Below are 26,873 nucleotides of genomic sequence, written 5' to 3'. Positions count from 1 at the left end.
CCTTGCGATGTCTTTCATTTAGCTTATCACAATCCTCTCATCCTTAAGATGTATTTTTCAATGAAAAGCCTCTAGGTCCTTCATCACCATGCTATACTGAACTTGTTTTTGAAAAGGAGCCGGTTGGATATGGGAAACAAGTTTTGGTATTATACAGGCAGTAAAAGCCTTCTCATGCTAAGTGATATTCTATTTGTGATGACGATCACGTTTGTGATCTATCAAGATACACAATCTGTTGCCTATGCGGCTCTATTTCCGCTAATAAGAACGCTATGCCAGCTATTAGCCGGGCTCATCTCTCCTGTTTTGACCGATCACTTTCAAGCGGGCCGGCTGTTGAAATGGGTCCCTCTTTTACGTCTTGTGATGCTCATCGTGTTTACAGCCCAATTTCATTTCTTTCAGCAGCATATGGTCTGGCTGTTAGGTGCGCTTATTCTCATTTCCATCACAGGCGGGTTCATCAGTCCTTTATTACAGGCCATCATGCCGATGCTTGTGCCAGCAAATCAGCTTGTGAAAGCGAACAGTACAGCCTCCATTTTTCATCAAACGGTGCAAATCGCCGGCTATTCTTTTACTGGAATGCTTGTCCTGTTCATTGGTCCCTTTTATTTAATGTGGATCACTTGTTTTATGATTGTGTTGTCTTATTTGTTTTTCACCCCTGTATTTCCTCTTCTTAAGCAAGAAGACACCGTTCGAAAAGCAAATAAGATGAACAGTTTCAAGGATGGCTGGACGATCATTTGGACAAACAAAACAATTCGCACCCTGACCTTTATGGATGTCTGTGAAAATATAGCGGGTGCTGTGTGGATCGGGGCGATTACCCTTGCCTTTGTCACCCATGATTTAAACGAAAGTGAGGAATGGTGGGGTTTTATCAACGGCGCTTATTATACAGGCGCCATTCTAGGCGGGCTCTTGGCTGCGTGGATAAGCCGGTTGATTCAAAAGCAGCTTCTTCTCTTTATGGCAGCTGGTTCATTCATTTATGCGGTGCTGACTATTGTCTTTTCACTGAACAGCCTGCCGTGGCTTGCTTTACTGCTTTGTATTTTGATGGGGCCTGCTTATCAAATTCGGGATGTTTCGCAGCAAACCATTCTTCAAACGGAAACGCCCGTCCGAGATTTATCAAAGGTGTACTCGGCTCATTACGTCCTTTCTTCTGTATCTGTCGGTTTATCTATTTTCTTTGTTGGATTGATTGCAGATGCATTCGGAGCGAGGACTGTGTATTTGCTAGGCGGTTTGTTTGTGCTCATCTGTTCGGGGATTGCCATCCTCGCTTTTATGAGGCAGAAAAAAAAGAGCGGCTGATTCATGCAGCGGCTCTTTTACTTTTCCTTTAACATCGCGAACATGTCACGAGCCATCGCTTCTAAAATATACACAACTGGCGTCTGTGTCGTAATATTGGCTCTGTGAACCCGTTCGTCTGTCACGTAATAAGCAATATTTAAATCGGAAATGCGCGAAATCGTACAGTGCTGATTGTTTGTAATACTAATGATTTTGCTTCCTTCTCTTTTTAACTTCGAAATATGATCAATCGTAATACGGTTCTCCCCTGATACAGACAGCACAATGGTGACACTATTGTCTAAATACTGCATATTCATCGGGAAAAACGGATCATTGATGTAAAATGAAAATTTCTCAAGACTCGAAAAATACCTAGCCCCATACTGTGCCAAAATACCAGAGCTGCCAGTTCCGATAAACAGCACATTTTTTGCATCGGCAATGAGCCTTGCTGCCTCCTTAATTTTCCCTTCAAAGTCCCCTTTCAGTGTGCGTTCAATAAATTCATATAGAAAGTGCTGTGTGCTTTTTAAAGTAGGTGTCTGCTCTGATTCTAAATACATTTTGAGTTTCACTTTAAACTCTGAAAAGCCTTCACAATTCACTTTTCGGCAAAAGCGAAGGACAGACGAGGTGGAAATATGGGCAGCATCTGCTAAATCCCGAATTCTCATATACACGACCTTTTCACTGTTTTCCATGATATATCGGTATAAAGCGCTTTCTAGTTCATTAAAGCTTGAAATGACCTCACTTGAAAACATCTGACTTCCCCTTTCTCCAACAGCATGTCACAATGTGTTTCTTTTATGTAACAAATCTCTAAATGAGACACCCTTGCCTAAAGACGCTGAAGTCATTTACGCACTAGATGCTCTCACGATAAGCTATAGATGTACAGACAAAAGAATTGGCTTTTCTCTATTATAACATTGCGCGTTACATTATTCGGAGGTGCAGCACATGGCAAAAGGATTAAAGGTTGTCACAATTGGCGGAGGATCAAGCTATACACCAGAGCTTGTAGAAGGATTTATTAAACGATACGATGAATTTCCGATTAGCGAGCTTTGGCTTGTCGATATTGAAGCGGGAAAAGAGAAGCTTGAAATCGTCGGAAATCTTGCAAAACGCATGGTGAAAAAGGCAGGACTTCCAATCGAGGTTCATTTAACATTAGATCGCCGGAAAGCGCTTGCGGGCGCTGATTTCGTCACAACACAATTCCGTGTCGGACTTCTTGAAGCACGTATGAAGGATGAACGCATTCCTTTAAAATATGATGTCATTGGTCAAGAAACGAATGGTCCAGGAGGTCTATTCAAAGGACTTCGCACCATTCCAGTCATTCTTGATATTGTCAAAGATATTGAAGAACTGTGCCCAGACGCATGGCTTGTGAATTTCACCAACCCAGCTGGTATGGTCACAGAAGCCGTTCTTCGCTATTCAAACCATCGCAAAGTCGTTGGCTTATGCAACGTGCCAATCGGTATTCGCATGGGAATCGCCAAAGGACTTGATGTAGACGCAAGCAGAGTCGAAGTCAGCTTTGCTGGATTAAACCATATGGTCTTTGGACTCAATGTATTCTTAGATGGCAAAAGCATCATGGATCAAGTCATCGAAGACATGGCAGATCCAAACTCCAGCATGTCGATGAACAACATTCAAGCCATTCCGTGGAATGCAGATTTCTTAAAAGGGCTTGGCGTCATTCCATGTCCATATCACCGCTACTACTACAAAACAAGTGATATGCTGGCTGAAGAAAAGAAAGCAGCAGAGAATGAAGGTACTCGTGCAGAAGTCGTTCGTGCACTAGAAAATGACCTGTTCGAGCTTTACAAAGATCCTGATCTTGATATCAAACCGCCACAGCTTGAAAAACGAGGCGGTGCTTACTACAGTGATGCGGCTTGTAACTTGATTGCATCCATTTATAACGACAAGCATGACATTCAGCCTGTGAACACCATCAACAATGGTGCCATCAGTGACATTCCAAATGATTCTGCCGTTGAACTCAACTGCGTCATCACAAAAGACGGTCCTAAACCAATCGCTGTTGGTGAAATGCCAGTCGCTGTCAAAGGACTCATTTCTCAAATTAAATCCTTTGAACGTGTTGCCGCTGAAGCAGCCGTGACAGGCGATTACAACACAGCCCTTGTCGCAATGACGATCAACCCGCTCGTCCCATCAGATGCGATTGCAAAAAGCATCCTCGATGAAATGCTAGAAGCACACAAAGAATATTTACCACAGTTCTTCAATAAAGTAGAAGCATAAAACAGAACCGCACTTGTCAAAAGTGCGGTTTTCTTATTTCGCTGCAAACAGCCGGTCCATCTGAGCACGATCATAGTCTAATAGCCAGTGCTGTAAGCCCTCATAGACTGGCCGAAGACGCTTAGAATCTGACGCTATGAGATCACAGCCTCGATCATCATATAAGTGGAAAATCATCTGTTTCGAGAGATTGATGAGATAAATTTCATAATCAAGCTTCCCCTTCATGATTTGATTCGGTGCATAGAAATCCTCTCGGCACATGGCTTGTAGTAGCGGACGCAATCGAATATCTTGCAGCCGGCATTTCAGTGTAAATCTCTCCAATGTCAGTGGGTCATCTATTTCTGGTCGTACATAGGTCAAAAGCTCGTGACGCAATCGGCTGCGTACTTGCCGGCGGACATATTTCTGATAAACTAGGAGCTTTTGCTTCGTTAATTCATGTTCATGCTGCGTATAGACATCCGTTACAAGCAGAATATCGTCTTCTGGGTCAAAAGCATATTTCACAATCTCCAAAGCACGATCCCCCGCTTTTTCTAATACAACTGATTCCTTTCCTAATGACCAATCTGCCACTTCAAAGCGAAGCCCAAAAGGCCATTGATAAAAAAGGGGCGGTGTGAGGATAAGATCAGGGAAATGACTTTTTAAAAAGCTATTTGTTTGATCGCTCATGTCATGTCCTTCCATTGATTTTATTTCTTATTTTACCGTTGAAACTGATGGGAAAACAATTGGAAATAAACTGTCATTTCTTATATGATGGAAAGAGATGGAGGTGTGACCAATTGAAAACATCAACAAGGTTTTTACAAGTGTTCCTTACAGCACTGATCACTATGTGGGTACAGACTGGACTTGATCAGGCGAACATCATTCATATCACCAATGTATGGGTCGATGCCAGCAGCTGGATCCTTATTTTCTTTGTCATCTACGCACTTTTTGAATGGGCAGCTCACGTCTTAGCAAAACGGAAAACCGCTCATCGCTGAACATCTCTTTTCATAGAGATGTTTTTTGTTGAAATTCCTCTTGCACAAGTTCATGGATGACGCCCATTCCTGCCTGGCTTCCAGCAGCTGCTGCAAATACAAGCTGAGCAGGGCCGCCTAAATTGTCACCGCATGCAAAGACACCGCTGACGGTTGTACGTCCAAGAATATCTGTTTCAATGCCCGCATTTTTCGTCATTTGGCAGCCAAGTTTTTCAGCAAATGGAGCTGACTGCTTGAAATCACTTGCGACAAACCCCCCTTCTCTTTTCACTGTCTCCCCATTCGCAAGTTGGAGAGAGTGCAGCTGCCCATTGTCATGATCGATTGACATAATCGGTACATCAATGACTTGAATAGAATGTGCTGATAGCAGTGCCTTCTCCTCTTCAGCTAACACTTGCTGCCCATTCGTAAACACGATCAAATCCTTTGTCCAATTGGAAAGAAGTTTAGCCATATGCAAGGCGCGTGGATTCTCAGCAATTAGGGCAAGCGGCTTGTCCTTTAGCTCCCAACCATCGCAGAAAGGACAGCTAAACAACGTCTTTCCATACACGTCATGAATTCCCTTAATCTCTGGCAGTATATCCTGAAGTCCTGTTGCCAATATGATTTTCTTCGCTTCGAATCTTTCTCCCTCTTGTGTCAGTAACGTAAAGTTGTCCTCATTGTTTTGTATCTCAACAATTCTGCTTCGCTTTATTTGAATATGAGGGTAGTTTTGAATATCTGCCTCTCCCGCTTGTCTGATCTCAAACGGTGTCATTCCATCGTTTGTAATAAATCCATGTGATTCCTGTGTCACTCGATTTCTTGGCATCTCGTCATCGAATACAATGACCTGTTTTCTGCCCCGCCCCACAACAAGTGCTGCACTTAATCCGGCTGGCCCGCCTCCGATAATGGCACAATCTAATAACATGTAAATCTCTCCTTTTTATTAAAGATTTTAAAGACTCTTAATATCTATAATTAGTTCAAAAAAATCACATGTTGAAAAATGGATTCTTTTCTGTCTGCTCAATTTGGCTTGCAATATCAACTAACCGCTTTTGACTTAACGTCTCCTGCATTTTTGTTTCAACATCCTGCATGACCTGTTCAATCAAACAGTCATCATGAGGCATGAAAGAATCATGCTCTAAAGAACAGCGAAACAAATTCGTTTGCCCTTCTACAGCCTGAATGACGTCTAAAAACGAAATGTCTTCCTTCTTTTTCATAATGGCGTAACCACCTTTTGCACCAGGTGTTGATTCAATCAATCCTGCCTTTACAAGCTTTGTTAAAATTTTAGATAAATAGGTGGGTGAAAGATCTTGCATTTTAGCAAGAGGCTCAACGCCAATTGCTTTCCCCTTCGGAGCAAGAGTTAAAAACACCATCGTATGAAGTGCATAGTTGGTCGCTTTAGAATATTTCATGGGAACATTCCTTTCTATCTATTATAGACCTTTTATATCTTTAATTGATCATAAAAGATTCAAGAAGAAAAAGCAAGTGTTGTGGTTCTGCTTCTTTTTTCATTCCACATTTCGCATTTTCTTCCGATAATAAAGGTAAGCACGAATCAAATTTTGATGAAAACTAGAAGGAGTGAAGAAAATGTCAGATCAACAGCACAATGCAGCACACGAAGAAGAAGAGGAATTCAATGTATACGACATGCTTCCGCCCGCAGGAACAATCATTGGTGAAGCAACAGAAGAAGAGATGGAAGCTGCGGCAGCATTAGAAGTGAGACATGTCGCGTTCATGCGCCTTCAAGACATGTTCATTCAATTTGATGGCTCGTCTTACAAAGACTTATTAAAAGACTTCCAAGAATTCGAATATGATTCTACAAAATTCTGGAGAGGTATTGCTAAACGACTTCAAATTCCATACGAATGGCCAATCCGACTCGACCACGCAAACGGTCCAATTTATATTGGTGAAACAGAGGATAGCCGTGAGGTTGAGGAGAGTGCAGAGTAAGGAAATGATGACCCCCTTTTTGACGAGGGGGTCTTTTAGTACCCAGTGAAAACCGCTTTGTCGCCATCACAAAAAAAGCGGAATACATCGGTTGAAAAAACAAATAAGCAATATGAGCGATGTAACGCCCATATTGCTTATCCTCGTGTTATGTTAACTCTGGCCAAAATGCTTTATTTGCCACAATTAAGTCGTCTAAAATATCTTTTGCTACTTTAGCACTCGGCACCGTTTTCGATAATGTGATGGCCTGCCATAGTTTTTGATAGGAACCTTCTTCAAATGCTTCTACTACTAATTTTTCTACGCCAACTTGCTGCTCCATGAGACTTTTTTGAAATCTAGGAATTTCTCCAACCACTAATTTTTCTGGACCGTTGCTGCCAACGATACAAGGAATTTCGACCATGGCTGTTGGGTCAAAGTTCATGATGGCGCCATTGTTCTCTACAATCATCAGCATCCGTTCTTTTTTATTAAAAGCAATGGCTCTTGCTAAATCAACGATATAGGAAGCGTGTTCATCGATGGTTAGCTTTGTTTCCTTCGCACTCCCTTTATCAATGATGGCCTGACATTCACTAAAAACAAAAGCTTCTCGCCCCTCCATCACTTCATTGGCACGCGTGAACTCTATGTTTGAATGTGCCACTTCTTCATCTGGAAATAGATAGTATTTCAAATACGTATTCGGTACCGTTTTTGGATCAAGTGCTTGAATATCTTTAGCCTTTTTTAATGTGCTGTTCCAGCTCTTCTGCTGTTCTAGTTCAGATGTTCCATCTGTTGCATAACCATGCTGGCTTACATGCTTAATCACCTCAGGCATTAAGCTATTTCCTGCTTTATCCCGAATATCTGTCCACCAGCCAAAATGATTCAAACCATAGTAATCTACTTCCAGTTCTTTACGTGAAGATAAGCCTAAATTCTTTGCAATTAATTCTTCGATTCCAATCGGCATATCGCATATGTTTAAAATCTTGGAATTCGGTCTTAGCTTACGTGTTGCCTCTGCGACTATAGCTGCAGGGTTAGAATAGTTTAACATCCAAGCTTCAGGTGAGTATTTTTCCATATAATCGACAAGTTCTAATACACCTGGAATGGACCTCATTCCGTAAGCTATTCCGCCTGGACCGCATGTTTCCTGTCCGACGACTCCATGCTTCAATGGAATTTTCTCATCTAATTCACGCATTGCATATTTGCCGACACGGATATGTGCCATCACAAAATCGACTTGAGTAAAGGCTTCTTCTGGGTCCGTGCTTGCCAGTAATCGCACTTCTGGTGCTCGTTCTTTTAACATAATCTCACATGCATCTGCAATCGTCTTTTGTCTAGCTGCATCATTATCATAGAGTTTAATTGTATGAATTGGGAACTCCTCTAAATAGTTTAACAGCATCAAAATGATCCCTGGTGTAAATGTACTTCCGCCTCCAGCAATGGTAATATTAAATGTTTTCATTATATCCAGCTCCTTTTTCAATTAAATGAAAGTTTTGCCTCAAAGGACTCTCTCACTTGCGGTACACTTAAGCCAACAATGATTTGAATGCTTTGACCACTCTTAGCCATTCCGTGTGCCAGTTTATTTTTTGTAAAGTATTCCCTATCTTTCACCAAGCTAGGGTCAATCACTGTAATACGCAGACGCGTGGCACAGTTTGTCACATCTTTAATGTTTTCTTTACCGCCAAGGCCTTCTAAGAAATAAACGGCTTTCTCTTCATACTCAGACGCATAAACGGGCGCTTCCTTTTTGTCATGACCCTTTTTATTAGCATTCTCATAATCTTGTTTTGTATATAGCCTAGTCTCCTCCTCATGTTTTCGACCTGGTAATGGAATATCAAATTTCACAATCATCCATCTAAATATGACAAAATACAATGCTGTAAATAGACATCCAATCATGGCTTGGATCAGATAAATCCCTCCATGATTTGAAGAGAGCGGAATCCAGTTCAATGCAGCTATCTCAATAAGCCCGGAACCCATCATTCCGACAACACCAAACATATTCATGATTGTCACCATGGTGGCTCCAAGAAGTGCATGTATCACAAATAAATAAGGTGCGAGAAATAGAAATGTAAATTCAAGTGGTTCTGTAATTCCGGCAAATATTGCTGTTAATGTGGCGGGTAACACCAATGCCAAAACCTTTTTTCTATTTTCATTCGGGGTAGAAAAATACATCGCTAGAGCTATCCCTAAACAGCCGAACATCTTAATATTTCCATGCAGTAAAAATCCGTATGGATAAAGATTTTTCAAATCGGAAGTTGAGGTCGCAAATTCATTTAAGTGAGCAATCCAATATGGTTTTAACCCCCCATTTACAGCCGCTGGACCAAACTCAAAAGGTGTATAAATAAAATGGTGAAGTCCTGTTGGAATTAACACCCTTTCCAAGAAATGAAACAGCCAGACACCAATATATCCAGACTGTGACATGAACCCTTGGAGAGATTGAATCCCTTGCTGAACATAGGGCCATACAAAAGCAACGATAAAAGCAATAGGAATCATCACAAAGAATCCGATGATGACAACAAATACAAGCCCCTGGAAAATCCCGAGCATTTCAGGCAGCTTTTGATCATAAAAACGATTATGGATCCAAATCACGATTCCAGATATCATAACCGCACCAATGATACTTGTATCGAGCGTAGGTATACCCGCAATTTCTTTTACACCCGCTACATTCTCGACACCTTGCGATAAATCAACACCAAAAGTGGACGGCCAAAGTGTCAAAATAGCATGAATATAATTGTTAAACACAAGATAAATCATCAAAGCTGCGAGCGTAGCACGTGCTTGCGCTTTTTTTGCAAGAGAGATGGGTAATCCAATCACAAATGCCAGCTCCATATGATTGAAGATCGTCCATCCCCCGCTTTCAATCAGTGCCCAAACCTTATACCACATCGTATCTTCTGCAGCCATTTCCCCCATAATCGCTGGATTCTTACATAAAGTCGCAAGGCCTACAACAATACCAAAAAATGCGAATAAAAGTACAGGAACTACCATAGCACTGCCAAATCGCTTGATTGCATTCATAAGCATCACCCCTTTGTTTGATCCATAAGACCACTGTAAAGGGAGCGCTTACAAAAACCAATAGGTTTGACGTATTTAGAAATCAAGTTGTAACATTAGATTATATTTTCACAGGAAGAAAATATTTTCATGTTGGAGGGCACATCGCATGATATTGGACAAGCTGGTAAATGAATACTTCGAAGATTTAAATAAGAATGATCTGCACATTATTAAAACGATTCACGATCACCTTGAAGAAATGAAGACAATGAAAATTCAGGATCTTGCTCATTATGCTCATACTTCCATCTCATCCATCCATCGGCTTGCCAAGAAAATAGGCTTCGACGGCTACAGTGACTTAAAGTCTTATGTGAAATTGAATAATCATACTGAAGAAACAACACAAGATTTAATGAAGCTGCTCGATCAAGATATCCAGCAGACAAGGAAATATATGGAGCAGCTGGACTTTCATCAATTAAATCAACTGATTGATCGCGCACCGTATATTTATATTTATGGTACAGGAACAGCTCAGCTCGATTTGGCCAATGATGTACAACGACAGTTATGGTCACTGCATAAGAAATCTCAAGTTTTACGAAGTAAGCGAGACTTAACAGATGGAATCGTTGAATTTGGTGAGGATGACCTTTTATTTATCATTTCTTTATCAGGCGAATCGAAGAATTTAGATGAAATCATTCAATTGGTGAAAACTAGACATATCAAATTTATCAGCATGACCACATTGAGGAATAACCTCCTTGCACAAAATGCCATGTTTAACATCTATGTAAGCAGCACCCCGTTTCCTTTGTATAACAAAGTGGACAACTCAAGCTTTCTGCCATTTTACATTGTGGTAGATATTATCGTAAGAAAATTTAGTGAGTGGAAATGGAACCAATTGAATAATAGGACTTAAAAATAATAGGTACAGTTTTGGAGTGAAGTGGTGAAATAATTCATTTTGCTTCATAAAAAAGAGAGACACTTTTGTCTCTCTCAAAAAACACCAAAATATTTTTCTGAAATAAGTGATGACTGCTCAATGTTATTCAGCAGTATAATGCCCAGCAAGCAGTTCATCAAACGAATCCGCTAATTTAAAATCCGTCTCATATTCTAGATCAAAGTAATGAATGGGCGGATGCTCCTTTGTTTCTCTATAATCCAATGCAATCCACGTATGACCATCCCCACAAATCAGCACAAGTCCCTCAGGCAATTCCCATTCTTCTATTAAATAATCACTATCCATAATGCCTTCATTTTTAGCAATTCCTCTTAAATGATCAAATGACACATGATCCTCTGCCCATCCATTCGGCTGGTCCGTTGGAAAAGCATTATGCAAGGTATAACCGCCATTTTGTTCAAGAATAAGTTTCTTATATGTATCAGGCAGGATGACGCCTAGCTTCTTTTCTGCTTTTGCAATTCCTTTCTCATTGATTTTCTTAAATGTCTCTTCACTTTCTCTGTCTTTATCCCAAAATGATTTCAAATAAAATACCTCCAATTGTTATTTCTATCTTATCTTACCATTTGAGACGACTAGTTTAATAGTCCTATTCATAGAAAAAAGAGAAGGGCTTCCCCTCCTCTTTTCAATCGTTATTGTTCTTTATTTCTCGCTTCAAATTCATCCAGCATTGCACGCACTTCATCTGTTGATGATGTGTTCATTAATTGATTTCTTAGGAAACTCGCTCCTCTGAATCCTTTCACATAAATCTTAAAGAAACGGTGCAGTGCCTTGAATGGACGCAAGCCTAGTGATGAATATTGATCATGAAGATCAAGATGCAACCTTAAAAGGCCTAGCAGCTCATCACTCGTATGCTCCTTCTGTTCTTTTTCAAAGGCAAATGGATTATGGAAAATCCCACGCCCAATCATCACACCGTCCACTCCATACTGCTCAGCGAGCTTTAAGCCCGTTTGACGATCAGGAATATCACCATTAATCGTTAAAAGCGTATCAGGTGCTACTTCATCACGAAGTTTTTTTATCTCAGGAATGAGCTCCCAGTGAGCATCCACCTGGCTCATTTCCTTTCTTGTACGAAGATGGATAGACAAATTCACAATGTCTTGCTCCAATATGTGTCTGAGCCACCCACGCCATTCATCGACCTCTGTAAAACCAAGTCTTGTTTTCACACTGACAGGTAATCCCCCAGCTTTTGCAGCCTGAATCAGCTCTGCCGCAACATCTGGGCGTAGAATCAATCCACTGCCCTTCCCGTTTTGCGTGACATTCGGAACAGGACAGCCCATATTAATATCAAGACCCTGAAACCCTAACTCCGCCATTCCAATGCTCATTTGTCTAAAGTTCTCAGGCTTGTCTCCCCAAATATGAGCAACAATCGGCTGTTCATCCTCTGTAAAGGTTAAACGCCCCTTCACACTTTGAATACCATCCGGATGGCAATAGCTCTCGCTGTTCGTGAACTCTGTAAAAAACACATCAGGTCTCGCCGCCTCACTCACAACATGACGAAACACAACATCTGTCACTTCTTCCATTGGTGCTAATATAAAAAATGGCCGTGGTAAATCACGCCAGAAATTTTTACTCATCTTTCATCCAATTCCTCTCATGACATAGCGCCTTAAAGGGCATGTCCTTCTATAAAATCTTTCAGCAATTTTTATCATTATATACTTTAGTAAGGATTCAACGCAAAAGGAGCATAAAATGAACATTAACAAAATGCTATCAGCACTTTATAAAATATCAAAAATTTGAGAAGACGTAAACGCCGTTCAAAAAGGTACTACTGGAAAACGTGTCATGCGACGGGCAGCAGGTAATGCATCTGGCAAACTAATAAAAAAGATATTCAAATAAAAAAAGCCCTATGCAGGGGCTTTTTAAATTGTAATTGCCTTTTCTGTTACATGATAAGTATTAGAAGTAATGATTTTATCAAGCGACCAACCGGCAGCGAATAACACAGAAAAAATTGTTACACTGATACATAACTTTTTCAACTTTAGATATTCTCTATTCAAAATATATCACATTATATAAAATACAGTACTAAGATACAATTCATTCTTAATATGGTTTTTGTTACAATTTTTGTGTATTGCATAATAAGAGTGATTTTCTTAAAAGACCTATACGAATTTTAGAAATATTTCACTGGTTTTCCTAAAAAGTTGCTGCTTAGATCAGAAAGAATTCTGCCAAATCGCAAAAGTAATGGATAAAGGGGAAAAGTGGACAGAAAAACAGTTCACTAATGCTTAAATAGGCTCTCCTAGAGATGTTACTAAAACTTTGGCAAAATTCATTTTTAATCTTGTTTAAATAAACAATAAGTGCTATTAGTTTCTAATAGCGCTTTTTTATGGAGGTATTCATGTCTTTTTCTTACGTGATTTCATTGACTTTTTTAATACTCCTTTTAGTGTCTATCATACTCTATACTTTTTTAAGAAAGAAAAACGTTGTAGATGAAGCCCCTGGCGCTATTGCTGCCGTTCTTCTTATTTTACTAATATTTTTTTCCCTAAGTTTCATTATTGCCCTTCCAACTGTTATGCTTTATCTAGTCTCATTGGGAGTGAATTTTCTTTTCGGTGAATACATCACTTATGATTCATTTTTCTCTTTGATTACCTTTTCATTGTTAGTCAGCATCATCGTGATTTTTTGGTCATTTATAGTTTTATTTATAGGGAAAGGAATCATTTTTTTGTTGAAGGTCCCAATATGGATAACTTATATTTTAGAATTTTTTGCTTCGTGGGCTCTTATTTACTTCACGATTAAATATGTACTAAATTTGGAGAAAATTGAAGTTTCTATATGGGGAAATGGTGTATTGATTTTATCTTTCTTTGTTAGTTTCTTATACATCGGACTTGATATTATATCCTCTGCGCTTGATCAAAAAAATCAGAAAAACATAGGATAATAGCCCCCCATCCAATAAAGGACAGGGGGCTATTTACTAATAGATATTATTTTATACCGCTTTTCTAACACTGCTGCTTTAATCTTTGGACCATAGATGCTATCAGCAGAAGGCCTATGCATCATCCTGATATCGATGTTTTTCTCGAAATCGGGATGTCTTTCAATACATTAATGATTAATCACAAGACTTGCCACACACTCCACATGACTCGTATGCGGGAACATATCCACAGGCTGTACTTCCTCTGTCACATACCCACCATCTTCAAGAATACGCAAATCACGAGCAAGCGTCCCAGGATTACAGGACACATACACAACTCGTTTTGGTTTCATCTTTAAAATCGTATCAAGCAGTGCTTCGTCACAGCCTTTTCTTGGCGGATCGACGACGAGGGTGTCTGCTTTGATGCCTTCTTTGTACCAGTTTGGGATGACGGTTTCTGCTTCGCCGACTGCGAATTCGACGTTATTGATCCCGTTTAAGGCAGCGTTGCGTTTTGCATCTTCAATCGCTTCTGGCACAATTTCTACGCCATATACTCTGCCTGCTTTTTGTGCGAGAAATAAGGAAATCGTACCGATTCCACAATACGCATCGATGACAGTTTCTTCTCCTTGCAGCTCGGCATATTCAAGGGCTTTGTCGTAAAGCACCTTTGTTTGAGCTGGGTTCACTTGATAAAACGAGCGGGCTGAAATGGCAAATTTGATGTCGCCAATCGTGTCATAAATGTATTCTTCTCCCCATAAAACGGTTGTTTCGTCTCCGAAAATGACATTTGTTTTCTTTGAATTCACGTTTTGTACAATTGACCGAACGTGTGGGAAGCGTGCTATAATCTGCTCAATCACCTGCTGCTTTTGCGGAAAGTCAGCCGTTCTAGTAACAAACACTACCATCATTTCACCTGTTGCAATACCGTAGCGAACCATCACATGACGCAGCCACCCTTTGTGTCGCTCTTCGTTATATGCTTTGATGCCAAACGCATTGCATATGTCTTTTACTGCCTGTACCACTTCGTCATTTTCTGATTGCTGGATCAAACATTTTTCCATATCGATGATTTCATGGGTACGTTGCTGATAAAATCCTGCAACAAGTCCGCCTTCTCGTTCGCCAACTGGAACTTGTGCTTTGTTTCGGTAATTCCAAGGGTCTTCCATGCCGAGTACAGGATGAACTTTTACACGGCTCATATCAAGCTTGCCGATCCGCTCTAAAACGTCCTTTACTTGTTTCTGTTTAAATAGCAGCTGGCCTTCATAGCTCATATGCTGAATTTGACAGCCTCCGCACTGCTTATAGATAGGACATGGCGCATCTTGCCTATGCTGACTTTCTTTTGTCAGCTCCATGAGTCGTCCAAAAGCAAATCCTTTTTTGACACGTGTGACTTTGATTTTCCCTTGTTCGTCAGGAAGGGCATTCGGTACAAAGACAGGGAACCCTTCAATTTTCGCTACACCTGCACCTTCGTGCGTTAAGTCTTCGAAGGTTACATTGTAGTATTCATTCTTTTCAACAGGCGGTTTCATTTTCACCAATTTTATCACCTCATTTGCAAAGAAAAACTTGGCGCCATAAGGAACCAAGTTCAATCTCTACCCTATTTTTTCAGCTGTTGCTTTTGGCACTATAAATTCAATATGACGATACAGGTTTTCAAATTCACCTGGCAGCATGCCGCCGAATTCGCCATCTAAATTTAATTGCATTTTATCTTTTACATCTACCTTCACGCGATTCGCTTTTGCGTAGATGACATTGTTATCATGAATATGCTCGCCTCGAAGTGCAAGACTGACTACTCGAATGGCTTCTGCTAAATTGACCTTCTTTAAAATAATCAGGTCAAACATTCCATCATCTAAAATGGAATCTGGCGCTAGCTTTTCAAAGCCGCCTACTGAATTTGTGAGTGAAACAAGAAACAGCATGATTTCTCCATGAAACAATTTGCCGTCATATTCAATTTCGACTTCTGTCGGGCGGATCGAAGGAAGCATCTCCATGCCTTTTAAATAATAAGCAAGCTGTCCAAGCATTGTCTTCAGCTTACTAGGCACTTCATAAGTGAGCTCTGTTAACCGGCCGCCGCCTGCAATATTAATAAAATAATGGCCATTGACTTTACCGATATCAAGCGGCTTCGCTACACCATCTATAATGGCATCTGTTGCTTTTAAAACACCTTCTCGTGGAATTCCAAGTGCTCTTGCGAAGTCATTTGTTGTTCCAACTGGAATGATTCCTAGTTTCGGTCTTTTTTCAAGCGGTGCTAGTCCGTTGACGACTTCATTGATCGTGCCGTCTCCACCTGCTGCTACAATTAAATCAAAGTCTCTCTGTGCGGCTTTTTCAGCTGCTTGTGTCGCATCTCCTGCACATGTCGTTGCATGACAAGATGTTTCATAGCCAGCTTGTTCAAATTTTTGCAAAACCTGCGGCAAATTCTTCTTGAAGAGTTCACGCCCAGATGTCGGATTGTATATAATTCGAGCACGTTTCATTCATCATCATCCTATATTCATTATGCAATCTATTTTCACCACTAACAACCTTTAATTATACTATGAGATTTGAAAATGGCAACAGAACAACCAGCTAATATGAGAAATCTCCTGCCACATTACCCTCAGCAAGAAAGCATTCTGATAAGATAAAAGAAAACGCTGTAAAGGATGGTTTGCGATGAAAAAGCCTGTCTATTTTAATCATGATGGCGGTGTTGATGATCTCGTCTCGTTGTTTCTTCTCCTTCAAATGGAACACCTGAAAGTGATTGGGACGTCTGTCATTCCTGCTGATTGTTATTTAGAGCCTGCTCTCAGTGCATCTCAAAAAATCATTGATCGATTTAGCCCTTATGAAATTGAAGTCGCTGCTTCAAATTCTAGAGGCGTCAATCCTTTTCCGAAAGAGTGGCGCATGCATGCTTTTTATGTAGATGCCTTACCTATTTTAAACGAGAAAGGCACTGTTGATACAAACGTGTCCAAGCTTCCAGCACACCTTCATTTAATCGAAACCGTTAAAAAGGCAGCCGAACCTGTCACGCTACTCTTTACAGGGCCGCTCACAGATCTTGCCCGTGCATTAGAAGAAGATCCTTCCATCTCTAATAAAATTGAAAAATTGGTATGGATGGGCGGTACGTTTCTTGAAAAAGGGAATGTGGAGGAACCCGAGCATGATGGGACAGCAGAATGGAATGCTTTTTGGGACCCTTATGCTGTCAGCACTGTCTTCAAGGAACGCTTTCCTATTGATATGGTCGCACTTGAAAGCACAAATCAAGTTCCACTTACACTTGATGTGCGTCAGCGCTGGGCTTCCCTTCGTTCTCACATTGGGATTGATTTTATTGGGCAGTGCTACGCCTTTTGTCCACCGCTCATTCATCATGAAACAAATTCGACATATTACTTATGGGACGTACTCACAACGATGACGCTTGCTTCTTCATCATTTACCCATTCAAAAGAAGTGAGCGCGATCGTTTATACCGAAACGCCAAAGCAAGGGCGCACCGCAGAACATCCAGATGGAAAGTCAATACAAGTCATTGACCATGTCGATCGTGATGCCTTTTTCCAAGCATTTGAAGAGCTCATGAGAAAAGCTGTTTGTCAGATTTCAACATAAAAAATCCCCGCCAATGAGCGGGGATTCCTCTTATTCTTCTTCAGCGTACTTTTTCTTACGTCTGAACTTGCTTAAAATTTCATACACGATTGGGACGATGACCAATGTGAGAAGTGTAGAACTTGTTAAACCGCCGATCACGGTCACGCCAAGTCCTTTTGATACGATCTGGCTTCCGCCTTCAAATCCTAATGCGAGTGGCAGCAGTGCACCGATCGTCGCAAGTGCAGTCATTAAGATTGGACGTAATCTTATTGTTCCTGCTTCAAGTAAAGCTTCTCTTGTTGAAAGACCTTCTTTTTCTTTATGAATCACTCGGTCAATCAACACAATGGCATTTGTCACAACGATACCGATCAGCATAAGCAATCCAATCATAGCGTTTAAGCTGATGGTTTCTTTTGCTAAAAACAATCCAACGAGTGCGCCAATAATCGTAAATGGAAGTGAGAAGAGAATCGCAAATGGTGCAAGACCTCCGCCAAATGTGATGACGAGAACGAGGTACACAATGGCAATCGCTGCAAGCATTGCAAGTCCAAGCTGTGTAAAGGATTCCTCAATATCCGCACTTACGCCGCCTGTGTCAATCGTTACGCCAGACTTCACATCAAGCTTGTCGACTTTCTTCTGAACATCCTGTGTCACACTTGAGACGTTGTCTGTTGTCATGTCACCAGACACTTCTGCGTAGATTTTTCCATCACGTTTTGTCACCGTATTTGCTGTCGTACCATCTTTTACTTTTACGACATCACCAATCCGGACTTCTTGTCCTGTTGGTGTTGTGATCTTTTTATTTTCTAAATCTTTTTTGCTCTTATATTCGTCTTTTTCGGTTTGAAGCTTCACATCAAGTTCTTTGCCGTCTTCTGTGACTTTCGTTAGTGTTGTTTCACTATTTTGAGGGGCAATCGCTTGAGCGATTTGTGAAGCAGTTAGACCTAGCTTCGCCAGTTTTTCTTGATCTGCATTAAACGTATATTCGTCGTATTTCTCAGATAAGCTTGTGCTGACATTTTTTAGGTTTTTCTCATCTTTTAAGATGTTCTCGACATCTTTTACTGTGCCTTCAATATCGCTTACTTTGTCGCCGTAGACATAGTACGTTATGGTATTGCTTGCGCCAGCAGACGAGAAGTCTTGTGATTTCCATTCCCCTTTAGACGTTTTATCTTGCAGGGCTTTCGTCACTTTATCTTTTTCTTTATCAAAGTTTGGCGTGTCATCGTCATATTGTACGAAGAATAACGCACCGTTAGAGTTCCCCCCTACACTTGCTGTCATGGGATTTGAAGAACCTAGTGAATATTGAACAGTATTGACATGGTCACGTTTGATCAAATATTCTTCTGCTTTTTTCGTTTCATCAATTGCTTGTTCTCTCGTTTGTCCCGGCTCAGGTGTATATGTCACCATTGCCGTCTTTTCTACTTCCTGTGGTAAGAAGCTGACACCGACAAGTGGTGCTAAGAATAAGCTTCCGACGAGCATAAGAATGGCAATTCCTGATGTGATCCATTTATGGTTCAGTGTCCAATTGAGTACACGTCTATAACCGCCAGCAAGCTTGCTTGGTTTATGCTCTTTTACTTTTTTCGCTGTGCCGTACAGGTTCTTTTTAAATAAACTGTGTGCCATCATTGGAACAATCGTAATGGCGACAAGCAGTGAAGCAAGTAAAGCAAACACAATGGTTAGAGCAAATGGGATGAATAGTTCACCAATCATTCCACCTACTAATGCTAACGGTAAGAATACCGCAATCGTCACAATCGTCGAAGACATGATCGGGATAAACATTTCTTTTGTGGCTTCTCTGACGAGTGCTTTGCCTTTTAACGGTTCATCCTTTAACGCCATTCGTCGATAGATATTTTCTATGACCACAATCGAGTCATCGACCACACGCCCAATGGCGACGGTCATGGCACCAAGTGTCATGATATTTAATGTAATATCCAACTGATTTAATAATAAAACAGCAATCAACAGAGATAACGGAATGGAGATGACCGAAATTAATGTTGATTTGATATCTCGAAGGAACAACATAATGATAATGATCGCAAAGATTGCTCCGATGATTGCCTTGTTTAGCATTGTGCTGACAGACTCTTTAATCGGCTCTGCTTGATCATATGTCGTGCTTACTTTGATTCCTTTGTTGTCTTTTTTGAATTTCTCAAGCTCTTTTGTCACTTCTTCTGCCACACTCACGGTATTGGCATCAGAGCCTTTGACAATTTGCAGACCGATGCTGTCTTTTCCATTCGTTCTAGAGATCGATTCTGCATCTTTTACTACTTTAATATCCGCAATTTCAGAAAGCTTGATCGTCGGCAGCTCTACAGATTGACCGCTTGCTGCTCCTCCACCAGTTTGCTGCTGAGCTGCTGCCTGTTGCTGACTTGCATTTCCAGCCTGCTGCTCCGCACCTTGCGCACCTGGGTTTTCAGCGCTGCTAGATGGTGCTCCAGCTCCAGCGCTTCCCGCACCGCCGCTTGCACTTGGTGTGACAGGGATTCGCATGTTTTTCAAATCTTTGACGCTTAAAATATTGCCGTCCACGACAACTGATTTTTGTTTGTTGCCAAATGTGTATAGACCTAATGGTACATTGACATCAGAGCCTTTAATCATGTTTTGGACGGTTTCTTCATCTAAACCGTATTCTTTCAATTTCTTTTGTTTAAAAGAAAATTCTACTTCTTTGATTTGCTGTCCTGAAGCTTCGACAGAAGAGACACCTTCTAATCCTTCAATGGAAGGAACAAGGTCGTTTTCTACTTTCTGTGTAAGGTCTTCTAATGATTCTTTATCACCAGAGACACTGATTGCTAAGATTGGAATTGCGTTAATGCTAAAGCGTGCGATTTTTGGTTTTTCTGCATTTTCCGGAAAATTGATATTGCTAATCGCATCTTCAATTTCCTTCTTTGCTTCATCCATGTCTTTGTTGTAGTCGTACTCGATTTGAATAGATGAGGCATTTTCAAATGAATTGGATGTGACCACATTGACTCCGTTGAGGTTTTGAATAGACTTCTCAATTGGGTCGGTCACCTTATCTGATACTTCGTCCGGCGTTGCGCCAGGATACGTTGTAGAAACCGTAATGACTGGAGTGTTGATATTCGGGATTGATTCTTGTTTCATATTCAATCCGGCATATAGACCAGCAACTGTTACGATAATCGTCATGAGCCATACAGCGAACTTATTCTTTAATACAAAATTGATGATCGAATTCATTATGTCCTCCATTTTCCTTTATGTATTGACTGACTGGTCATTCTATATCATAATAAACGGTGATATACAATGCCGTCAACCATTTCACTTGCGTTTGACGTAACATTCTAAAGCTGAAGGGGCCTTATTTCATGAACGAAAAAAAAGAAAAAATCATTAAAGTAAGCATCCAGTTGTTTGCGAAAAAGGGTTTTTCTTCTACGACCATTCAGGAAATTGCAGATGAGTGCGGAATATCAAAAGGCGCATTTTATTTACATTTCAAATCAAAAGAACAGCTTTTCAATCGAGCCTTTGAATATTATATCGACACGTCTATGCAAAGTATTGAAACGATTCGAAAAGAGAATCAGCATCTCGCGCCGAGAAAGATCTTCCAGAAACAAATCGCTGAACAGTTTCAGCATTTTGCTGAGAACAAGGATTTTATCATTTTGATCCTCAGCGAGAACATTATTCCAGAAAACCAGCAAATTAAAAAGTATTCAAAAACAGTGAAAAAGCAAATGAATGATGAAATTCAAATTTCCATCTTGACCACTTATGGACAGGAGATCGAACCATATATAACTGACCTGTCAGTCATGATTCAAGGAATCATCCAATCGTATGTGCAGGTCCTGCTTTTACAAGATCAGATGCAATTATCATTTGATGAGCTTTCTTCCTTTATACTCGAACGATTCGATGATTTGGTCCAAGGCTTGCTTCGTTCTCAGACGAAACCGATCCTGAAGCAGACCATTTGGGACGATGAAGCGCCGAGTGCTGCTTCCCTTCAAGAGGAGCTTCGTTTGTTAAAGCTTGAGCATCTGCTTTCTGATGATACCCTTGTATCCATTGAAGTCATTGAAGAAGAACTGGCGAAAGCTGAGCCTCGTAAGCCAGTCATTCAAGGGATGCTGACGAATTTAGAAAAGTGTGAGGACCCTGCTGTCTTAAAAGTAGTGGAACAATTGAAGCTGTTTCTTCAATAATATTACGTGCTGTTTTTCCGGTTAGTTCACCTTTATCCCCCTTCGAATGTGCACTTTCGCTTATACTTCATTATAAGAAAAGAATCTCCGAATTGATATACGGCGGTGGTCTGAATCTATGATAAGACCCTGTCCTTTCAAGCAAAAAAACCGCCTCTTCTCATGAGGCGGTTTTTGCTATTTAGCGTTTTTTGATTTCTTCTAGGAGAATCTTGTTGACCATCGGCGGGTTTGCTTGTCCCTTCGATGCTTTCATGATTTGTCCGACTAAGAAACCAATCGCGCGGTCTTTTCCATTTTTAAAGTCTTCGATGGATTGCGGGTTGTTATCAAGTGCTTCTGTGACAAGTTTGAGTAGTGCACCTTCGTCAGAAATTTGGACAAGTCCTTTTTCTTTGACGATTGTTTCTGCGTCTCCTCCATTTTCAATGAGCTCTTTGAATACCTTTTTGGCAATCTTAGAGGAAATCGTTCCTTTTTCAATGAGTTGGATCATGCCAGCCAGCCCTTGCGGCGTTAGCTTTGTATCTTCCAGCTCTTTTTGAGCAGAGTTTAAGTAGGCAGATACTTCACCCATTAGCCAGTTTGAAGCTTGCTTCGCTTCTGCACCTTCTGAAATGGTTGCTTCAAAGAAATCAGACATTTCTTTTGTCAGCGTCAGCACCATGGCATCATATGCAGGAAGTCCAAGCTCATCGATGTAGCGTTTGCGGCGCTCGTCTGGAAGCTCTGGAATGGATGCTCTTACGCGTTCTTTCCACTCGTCATCAATGTACAGCTCCACCAAATCTGGTTCTGGGAAGTAGCGGTAATCATCTGAGCCCTCTTTGACACGCATAAGGATCGTCTTTTTAGACGCTTCGTCATAGCGGCGAGTTTCCTGTTCGATCAAGCCGCCAGATAGCAATACTTGCTCTTGGCGTTTCTCTTCGAATTCAAGACCTTTTTGTACGAAAGCAAACGAGTTCAAGTTCTTGAGCTCTGTTTTCGTTCCAAACTCTTCACGGCCGATCGGACGAAGTGAAATGTTGGCATCACAGCGAAGTGAGCCTTCTTCCATCTTACAGTCAGATACGCCTGTATATTGAATAATAGATTTTAGTTTTTCTAAGTAAGCATACGCTTCTTCTGGTGTGCGAATGTCTGGCTCAGATACGATTTCAACAAGCGGTGTGCCTTGACGGTTGAAATCGACAAGTGAATATCCGTCGCCTGTATGCGTCAGTTTACCTGCATCCTCTTCCAAATGGAGACGCGTAATACCGATTCGTTTCGTTTTGCCTTCTACTTCAATTTCAATCCAGCCGTTTTCACCGATCGGTTTATCAAATTGAGAAATTTGATACGCCTTTGGGTTATCAGGATAGAAGTAGTTTTTACGGTCAAATTTTGTATCTGTTGCGATCTCACAATTTAGCGCCATTGCTGCTTTCATTGCAAAGTTCACCGCTTCTTTGTTCAATACAGGCAGTACGCCAGGATATCCAAGATCGATGACACTTGTTTGCGTGTTGGCAGCTGCACCAAAAGGTGTCGGCGAGCTGGAGAAAATTTTCGATTGTGTTTTTAGCTCAACGTGGACTTCAAGTCCAATTACCGTTTCAAAGTTCATTCTGATTCACCCCTTACAGTTCAGGTTTTGCTTTATGATGATCTGTTGCTTGCTCGAAAGCGTGAGCCACGCGGTAAACCGTTCCTTCATCAAAGTGCTTGCCAATGATTTGCAGTCCTAACGGAAGACCATTTGCAAATCCACAAGGCACACTGATTCCTGGAACGCCTGCAAGGTTCACAGGGATCGTTAAAATATCGTTCGCGTACATAGTCAGTGGATCGCTTGTCTTTTCTCCAATGTTAAATGCAGGAGTTGGCGTTGTTGGCCCTACAATGACATCATACTTTTCAAAAACATCTTCGAAGTCTTTTTTGATCAATGTACGGACTTTTTGCGCCTTCTTATAGTATGCATCATAATATCCTGAGCTAAGAGCGAATGTCCCAAGCATGATGCGGCGTTTCACTTCGTTACCAAAGCCTTCAGAACGTGTATTTTTATATAAATCAATCAGGTTGTCTGCATTATCTGTACGGTAGCCATAGCGGATGCCATCAAAGCGCGCAAGGTTCGCGGATGCTTCTGAAGAAGACAGTAAGTAGTAAGTCGCAAGCGCATATTTAGAATGCGGCAGAGACACTTCTTCCCATGTTGCACCAAGTCCTTCTAATACTTTTAACGCTTTGAGAACAGACTCTTTTGCTTCCTCGCCAACACCTTCTCCAAGGTATTCTTTTGGCACTGCAATTTTCATGCCTTTGATGTCTCCAGTTAATGAAGAAAGAAAATCTGGGACGTCGACATTTGCGCTCGTTGCGTCCATTTGATCGACGCCAGCAATCGCTTGAAGTACGTATGCGTTGTCCTCTACGTTACGCGTAATCGGCCCAATTTGATCTAATGAAGAAGCAAATGCAATTAAACCGTATCTAGATACACGGCCATATGTCGGCTTCAGTCCCACAACTCCGCAGAATGATGCCGGCTGGCGAATCGAACCGCCTGTATCTGATCCAAGTGAGAATGGTACTTCACCTGCTGCAACAGAAGCTGCTGAGCCACCACTTGATCCACCTGGAACAGTGTTTAAATTCCACGGGTTTTTCGTTGCTTTGTAGCCTGAGTTCTCTGTAGAAGATCCCATCGCAAATTCGTCCATATTTAATTTACCGATTGTGACTGCTTCCGCATCTCTCAGACGATTGACAACCGTTGCATCATAAATAGGGTCAAAGTTTTGCAGGATTTTACTAGATGCTGTTGTACGTAAATCCTTTGTGACGATGTTATCTTTCACACCGATTGGCATACCGAACAATAGACCAAGCTCGTCCTTTTCACCAACTGCCTCGTCCAATTCCTTTGCATACGCACGAGCTTTCTCTTCGTCCAGTGCAAGGAATGCTTGTACTTTCCCGTCTACTTCATTGATTCGTTTATAAGACTCGTCCACTAAATCAGAAACAGACAGTTCCTTTTTATGTAAAAGCTCTTTTAATTCAGAAATTTTGTGATCAAACAGTGACATGTCTCAGGCCTCCTTTAGTCCAAAATTGATGGCACACGAATATAGCCGTCTTTATGATCAGGCGCGTTTTTGATGACTGCCTCAATGGAAAGACCTTTATTCGGAACATCTTCTCTCATGACGTTTTTCATTTTTAATACGTGTGTTGTTGGTTCAACGTTTTCCGTATCTACCTCGTTTAACTGCTCTGCAAATAAAATGATGCTATCAAGCTGTTCAGTAAACATCTCAGCTTCTTCTTCTGTAATTGCAAGCCGTGCCAAATGCGCCACGTGCTTTACTTCTTCTATTGAAATTCTAGACATGCAGGTTCACCTCCAAAAATGATACGTGTTCGTGGTCATGATCATAAGTCATATACACTTTATCATATCAAATTTTACTGTTCTAAAGCAACTTTACGCAGGCGCAGCAAGAGGCCTTTTCTCTCGAAGCATCATTGTCATCCAACTGATAAAGAAAATATTCATACAGATCACCTTTTATTTTCAGAAAATTTTTACTTTTACTTACCTTTGTAAGCGCATACAAACTGATTCGCATCACCGATCTGTCTATTTTTTCTTCAAAATGTGGAGGTTTAAGAAGGTTGATCACTTGGGAATACTCTGTTAGGTTAAGTAACCATAGCAGTGAGAAGGGCATTCAATCAAAAAAACAGCCCTGACACTTCTGCATATTTTGATTGAGGTGATGTCAAATTAATACGAAAAAGGTGAGAACACAAAATGAGTATTGAAGTTACAATTTCCTTATCTATTTATTTTATCGGGATGCTTGCCATCGGTTGGTATGCATTCAGGAAAACACATGATTTAAATGATTATATGCTTGGTGGACGCGGACTTGGTCCATTCGTTACAGCTCTTTCAGCGGGTGCTGCGGATATGAGCGGCTGGATGCTGATGGGTGTACCAGGTGAAATGTATAAAACAGGTTTATCGACTACCTGGCTTGCGATTGGTCTCATCGTCGGTGCTTACTTGAACTATCTCATTCTTGCACCTCGTTTACGTTCTTATACAGAGATTGCTGATGATGCCATTACGATTCCTGATTTCTTTGATAAACGATTCAAAGGATCATCTTCTTTATTAAAAGCTGTATCAGCTGTCATCATTTTAATTTTCTTTACGCTGTATACATCGTCTGGGATGGTATCAGGCGGACGTTTATTTGAGTCAGCATTCGGTGCACACTACATGTTTGGACTGATTTTGACGTCAAGTATTGTGATTTTGTATACATTGTTTGGTGGATTCCTGGCAGTGAGCTTAACGGACTTTGTCCAAGGAGCTATCATGTTTTTAGCATTAGTGCTCGTGCCGATCGTTGCCTTTACACAATTAGGTGGACCTGTTGCCACATTCCAAGATATTCAACAGATTGACCCTAAATTGCTTGATATTTTTAGAGGAACGAGCGTCATTGGCATTATATCCTTCCTCGCATGGGGACTAGGTTACTTTGGACAGCCGCATATTATCGTGCGCTTTATGGCGATTACGTCTGTCAAAGACTTAAAACCAGCACGCCGCATCGGAATGAGCTGGATGATTATTTCAGTAATTGGTTCACTGTCTGTCGGTTTAGTTGGTGTTGCCTATGTTCATGAAACGGGTATGAAACTTGCTGACCCAGAAACCATCTTTATCGTCTTTTCTAAAGTGCTGTTCCATCCATATATCACTGGATTTTTACTTTCTGCCATTTTAGCAGCAATTATGAGTTCAATTTCGTCTCAGCTGCTTGTCACGGCAAGTGCGATGACAGAAGATTTATACAGAACGTTCTTTAGAAAAAAAGCATCAGACAAAGAGCTCGTGATGATTGGCCGTATGTCTGTTCTCGTTGTCGCGGTGATTGCCCTTTGCCTTTCACTTAATCCAAGTGACACCATTCTTGACCTTGTTGGTTATGCGTGGGCAGGATTTGGTTCTTCATTTGGTCCAGTCATCTTACTTTGCCTATACTGGAAGCGAATGAATCATCATGGTGCCCTTGTTGGGATGATTGTTGGTGCGGTAGTCGTTCTCACATGGATCACGACAGGCCTTAACCACGCAACAGGGATTTATGAAATGATTCCTGGCTTTACGTTAAGCGGTTTGGCTGCCATTATTGTGAGCTTAATGACCAGCAAGCCGACAAAAGCATCAAAACAGCTGTTTACTAAAATGGAAAATCATCTTGAAGAAGAAACAAAATAAAGAACATGAAGGGTCATCTGCCTTATGCGGATGACTCTCTTTTTAAAAATAAAAAGCTTTTCTTTCTTCCGATTCTGAATAAAATAAGAGTTGTGCAGCCATA

General features: G+C 40.9%; 22 protein-coding genes and 1 pseudogene. 9 read left to right on the top strand and 14 right to left on the bottom strand.

The features are described 5' to 3' along the window. The first annotated feature begins 129 nt into the window (after nt 1–129). Nucleotides 130–1,329, top strand: a complete 1,200-nt coding sequence (locus tag MKZ03_RS03390) for an MFS transporter (RefSeq protein ID WP_307499266.1) — start codon at nt 130–132, stop codon at nt 1,327–1,329. Between the two features lie 17 nt (nt 1,330–1,346). Here MKZ03_RS03390 and MKZ03_RS03385 read toward each other — a convergent pair whose 3' ends face one another. Then, nucleotides 1,347–2,078, bottom strand: a complete 732-nt coding sequence (locus MKZ03_RS03385; RefSeq protein ID WP_034664588.1) for a MurR/RpiR family transcriptional regulator — start codon at nt 2,076–2,078, stop codon at nt 1,347–1,349. Between the two features lie 199 nt (nt 2,079–2,277). Between MKZ03_RS03385 and MKZ03_RS03380 the strand changes: the two genes are divergently transcribed. Further along, nucleotides 2,278–3,606: a 6-phospho-beta-glucosidase gene (locus tag MKZ03_RS03380; RefSeq protein ID WP_034664592.1), complete on the top strand. Its 1,329-nt coding sequence runs from the start codon at nt 2,278–2,280 to the stop codon at nt 3,604–3,606. A 33-nt stretch (nt 3,607–3,639) separates the two neighbouring features. Here MKZ03_RS03380 and MKZ03_RS03375 read toward each other — a convergent pair whose 3' ends face one another. After that, nucleotides 3,640–4,287, bottom strand: coding sequence for a DUF3885 domain-containing protein (locus MKZ03_RS03375; RefSeq protein ID WP_341030936.1), 648 nt, complete (start codon nt 4,285–4,287; stop codon nt 3,640–3,642). A 113-nt stretch (nt 4,288–4,400) separates the two neighbouring features. Here MKZ03_RS03375 and MKZ03_RS03370 point away from each other — a divergent pair, with 113 nt between their 5' ends. Then, nucleotides 4,401–4,607, top strand: a complete 207-nt coding sequence (locus MKZ03_RS03370) for a hypothetical protein (RefSeq protein ID WP_282067467.1) — start codon at nt 4,401–4,403, stop codon at nt 4,605–4,607. Nucleotides 4,608–4,617: 10 nt separating this feature from the next. Here MKZ03_RS03370 and MKZ03_RS03365 read toward each other — a convergent pair whose 3' ends face one another. Further along, nucleotides 4,618–5,532 (bottom strand): NAD(P)/FAD-dependent oxidoreductase, encoded by a 915-nt coding sequence (locus MKZ03_RS03365; RefSeq protein WP_341030932.1) that lies wholly within the window; start codon nt 5,530–5,532, stop codon nt 4,618–4,620. Nucleotides 5,533–5,596: 64 nt separating this feature from the next. After that, nucleotides 5,597–6,034, bottom strand: coding sequence for an Rrf2 family transcriptional regulator (locus tag MKZ03_RS03360; protein WP_307499262.1), 438 nt, complete (start codon nt 6,032–6,034; stop codon nt 5,597–5,599). Nucleotides 6,035–6,215: 181 nt separating this feature from the next. Between MKZ03_RS03360 and MKZ03_RS03355 the strand changes: the two genes are divergently transcribed. Continuing rightward, nucleotides 6,216–6,587, top strand: a complete 372-nt coding sequence (locus tag MKZ03_RS03355) for a hypothetical protein (RefSeq protein WP_034664610.1) — start codon at nt 6,216–6,218, stop codon at nt 6,585–6,587. 148 nt (nt 6,588–6,735) lie between these two features. Here the strand turns inward: MKZ03_RS03355 and MKZ03_RS03350 are convergent, their stop codons facing one another. Continuing rightward, a complete protein-coding gene (locus tag MKZ03_RS03350) occupies nt 6,736–8,061 on the bottom strand; it encodes a 6-phospho-alpha-glucosidase (protein WP_307499261.1) in 1,326 nt (441 codons plus the stop codon). A gap of 17 nt (nt 8,062–8,078) precedes the next feature. After that, nucleotides 8,079–9,668 (bottom strand): alpha-glucoside-specific PTS transporter subunit IIBC, encoded by a 1,590-nt coding sequence (locus MKZ03_RS03345; protein WP_106043762.1) that lies wholly within the window; start codon nt 9,666–9,668, stop codon nt 8,079–8,081. Nucleotides 9,669–9,816: 148 nt separating this feature from the next. Here MKZ03_RS03345 and MKZ03_RS03340 point away from each other — a divergent pair, with 148 nt between their 5' ends. Further along, nucleotides 9,817–10,581 carry a MurR/RpiR family transcriptional regulator gene (locus MKZ03_RS03340; RefSeq protein WP_106061759.1) on the top strand — a complete coding sequence of 255 codons (765 nt, stop codon included), beginning with the start codon at nt 9,817–9,819 and terminating at the stop codon, nt 10,579–10,581. 132 nt (nt 10,582–10,713) lie between these two features. On the opposite strand, the pseudogene MKZ03_RS03335 reads toward MKZ03_RS03340, so the two are convergent. Both MKZ03_RS03335 and MKZ03_RS03330 read right to left on the bottom strand, forming a co-directional pair. Further along, nucleotides 10,714–11,163, bottom strand: a pseudogene (locus MKZ03_RS03335) (SMI1/KNR4 family protein); the annotation flags it as partial. 110 nt (nt 11,164–11,273) lie between these two features. Next, the gene (locus MKZ03_RS03330; protein WP_034664624.1) at nt 11,274–12,245 is read right to left on the bottom strand and encodes a tRNA dihydrouridine synthase; all 972 of its coding nucleotides are present in this window, start codon (nt 12,243–12,245) and stop codon (nt 11,274–11,276) included. A 788-nt stretch (nt 12,246–13,033) separates the two neighbouring features. Here MKZ03_RS03330 and MKZ03_RS03325 point away from each other — a divergent pair. Then, nucleotides 13,034–13,591: a hypothetical protein gene (locus MKZ03_RS03325; protein ID WP_334750912.1), complete on the top strand. Its 558-nt coding sequence runs from the start codon at nt 13,034–13,036 to the stop codon at nt 13,589–13,591. Between the two features lie 170 nt (nt 13,592–13,761). Here MKZ03_RS03325 and rlmD read toward each other — a convergent pair whose 3' ends face one another. Then, nucleotides 13,762–15,141, bottom strand: coding sequence for a 23S rRNA (uracil(1939)-C(5))-methyltransferase RlmD (rlmD, locus tag MKZ03_RS03320; RefSeq protein ID WP_340971944.1), 1,380 nt, complete (start codon nt 15,139–15,141; stop codon nt 13,762–13,764). A 60-nt stretch (nt 15,142–15,201) separates the two neighbouring features. Further along, nucleotides 15,202–16,110: a diacylglycerol kinase gene (locus MKZ03_RS03315; protein ID WP_034664632.1), complete on the bottom strand. Its 909-nt coding sequence runs from the start codon at nt 16,108–16,110 to the stop codon at nt 15,202–15,204. A 181-nt stretch (nt 16,111–16,291) separates the two neighbouring features. On the opposite strand from MKZ03_RS03315, the gene MKZ03_RS03310 reads away from it, so the two are divergent. Then, the gene (locus tag MKZ03_RS03310) at nt 16,292–17,245 is read left to right on the top strand and encodes a nucleoside hydrolase (protein WP_034664636.1); all 954 of its coding nucleotides are present in this window, start codon (nt 16,292–16,294) and stop codon (nt 17,243–17,245) included. A 30-nt stretch (nt 17,246–17,275) separates the two neighbouring features. Here MKZ03_RS03310 and MKZ03_RS03305 read toward each other — a convergent pair whose 3' ends face one another. Then, a complete protein-coding gene (locus tag MKZ03_RS03305) occupies nt 17,276–20,500 on the bottom strand; it encodes an efflux RND transporter permease subunit (RefSeq protein WP_340971942.1) in 3,225 nt (1,074 codons plus the stop codon). Nucleotides 20,501–20,631: 131 nt separating this feature from the next. Between MKZ03_RS03305 and MKZ03_RS03300 the strand changes: the two genes are divergently transcribed. Beyond that, the gene (locus tag MKZ03_RS03300) at nt 20,632–21,477 is read left to right on the top strand and encodes a TetR/AcrR family transcriptional regulator (RefSeq protein ID WP_307499191.1); all 846 of its coding nucleotides are present in this window, start codon (nt 20,632–20,634) and stop codon (nt 21,475–21,477) included. 181 nt (nt 21,478–21,658) lie between these two features. Here the strand turns inward: MKZ03_RS03300 and gatB are convergent, their stop codons facing one another. The 3 genes from gatB to gatC are packed head-to-tail and all read right to left on the bottom strand — an operon-like array spanning nt 21,659 to nt 24,865. After that, nucleotides 21,659–23,089, bottom strand: coding sequence for an Asp-tRNA(Asn)/Glu-tRNA(Gln) amidotransferase subunit GatB (gatB, locus tag MKZ03_RS03295; RefSeq protein ID WP_034664646.1), 1,431 nt, complete (start codon nt 23,087–23,089; stop codon nt 21,659–21,661). A 13-nt stretch (nt 23,090–23,102) separates the two neighbouring features. Then, on the bottom strand, nt 23,103–24,560 hold the full coding sequence (gene gatA, locus MKZ03_RS03290) for an Asp-tRNA(Asn)/Glu-tRNA(Gln) amidotransferase subunit GatA (protein ID WP_034664650.1): 1,458 nt from the start codon (nt 24,558–24,560) through the stop codon (nt 23,103–23,105). A 14-nt stretch (nt 24,561–24,574) separates the two neighbouring features. After that, nucleotides 24,575–24,865, bottom strand: a complete 291-nt coding sequence (gene gatC / locus MKZ03_RS03285) for an Asp-tRNA(Asn)/Glu-tRNA(Gln) amidotransferase subunit GatC (protein WP_034664653.1) — start codon at nt 24,863–24,865, stop codon at nt 24,575–24,577. A 423-nt stretch (nt 24,866–25,288) separates the two neighbouring features. Between gatC and putP the strand changes: the two genes are divergently transcribed. Continuing rightward, nucleotides 25,289–26,770 (top strand): sodium/proline symporter PutP, encoded by a 1,482-nt coding sequence (putP, locus tag MKZ03_RS03280; RefSeq protein ID WP_341030925.1) that lies wholly within the window; start codon nt 25,289–25,291, stop codon nt 26,768–26,770. Nucleotides 26,771–26,873: the final 103 nt, after the last annotated feature.

The organism is Bacillus sp. FSL R5-0431 (assembly GCF_038002985.1).
Lineage (GTDB): Bacteria > Bacillota > Bacilli > Bacillales > Bacillaceae > Bacillus.
The sequence above is the reverse complement of the archived record's forward strand: the minus strand, read 5'-3'. Positions and strand labels throughout refer to the sequence as shown.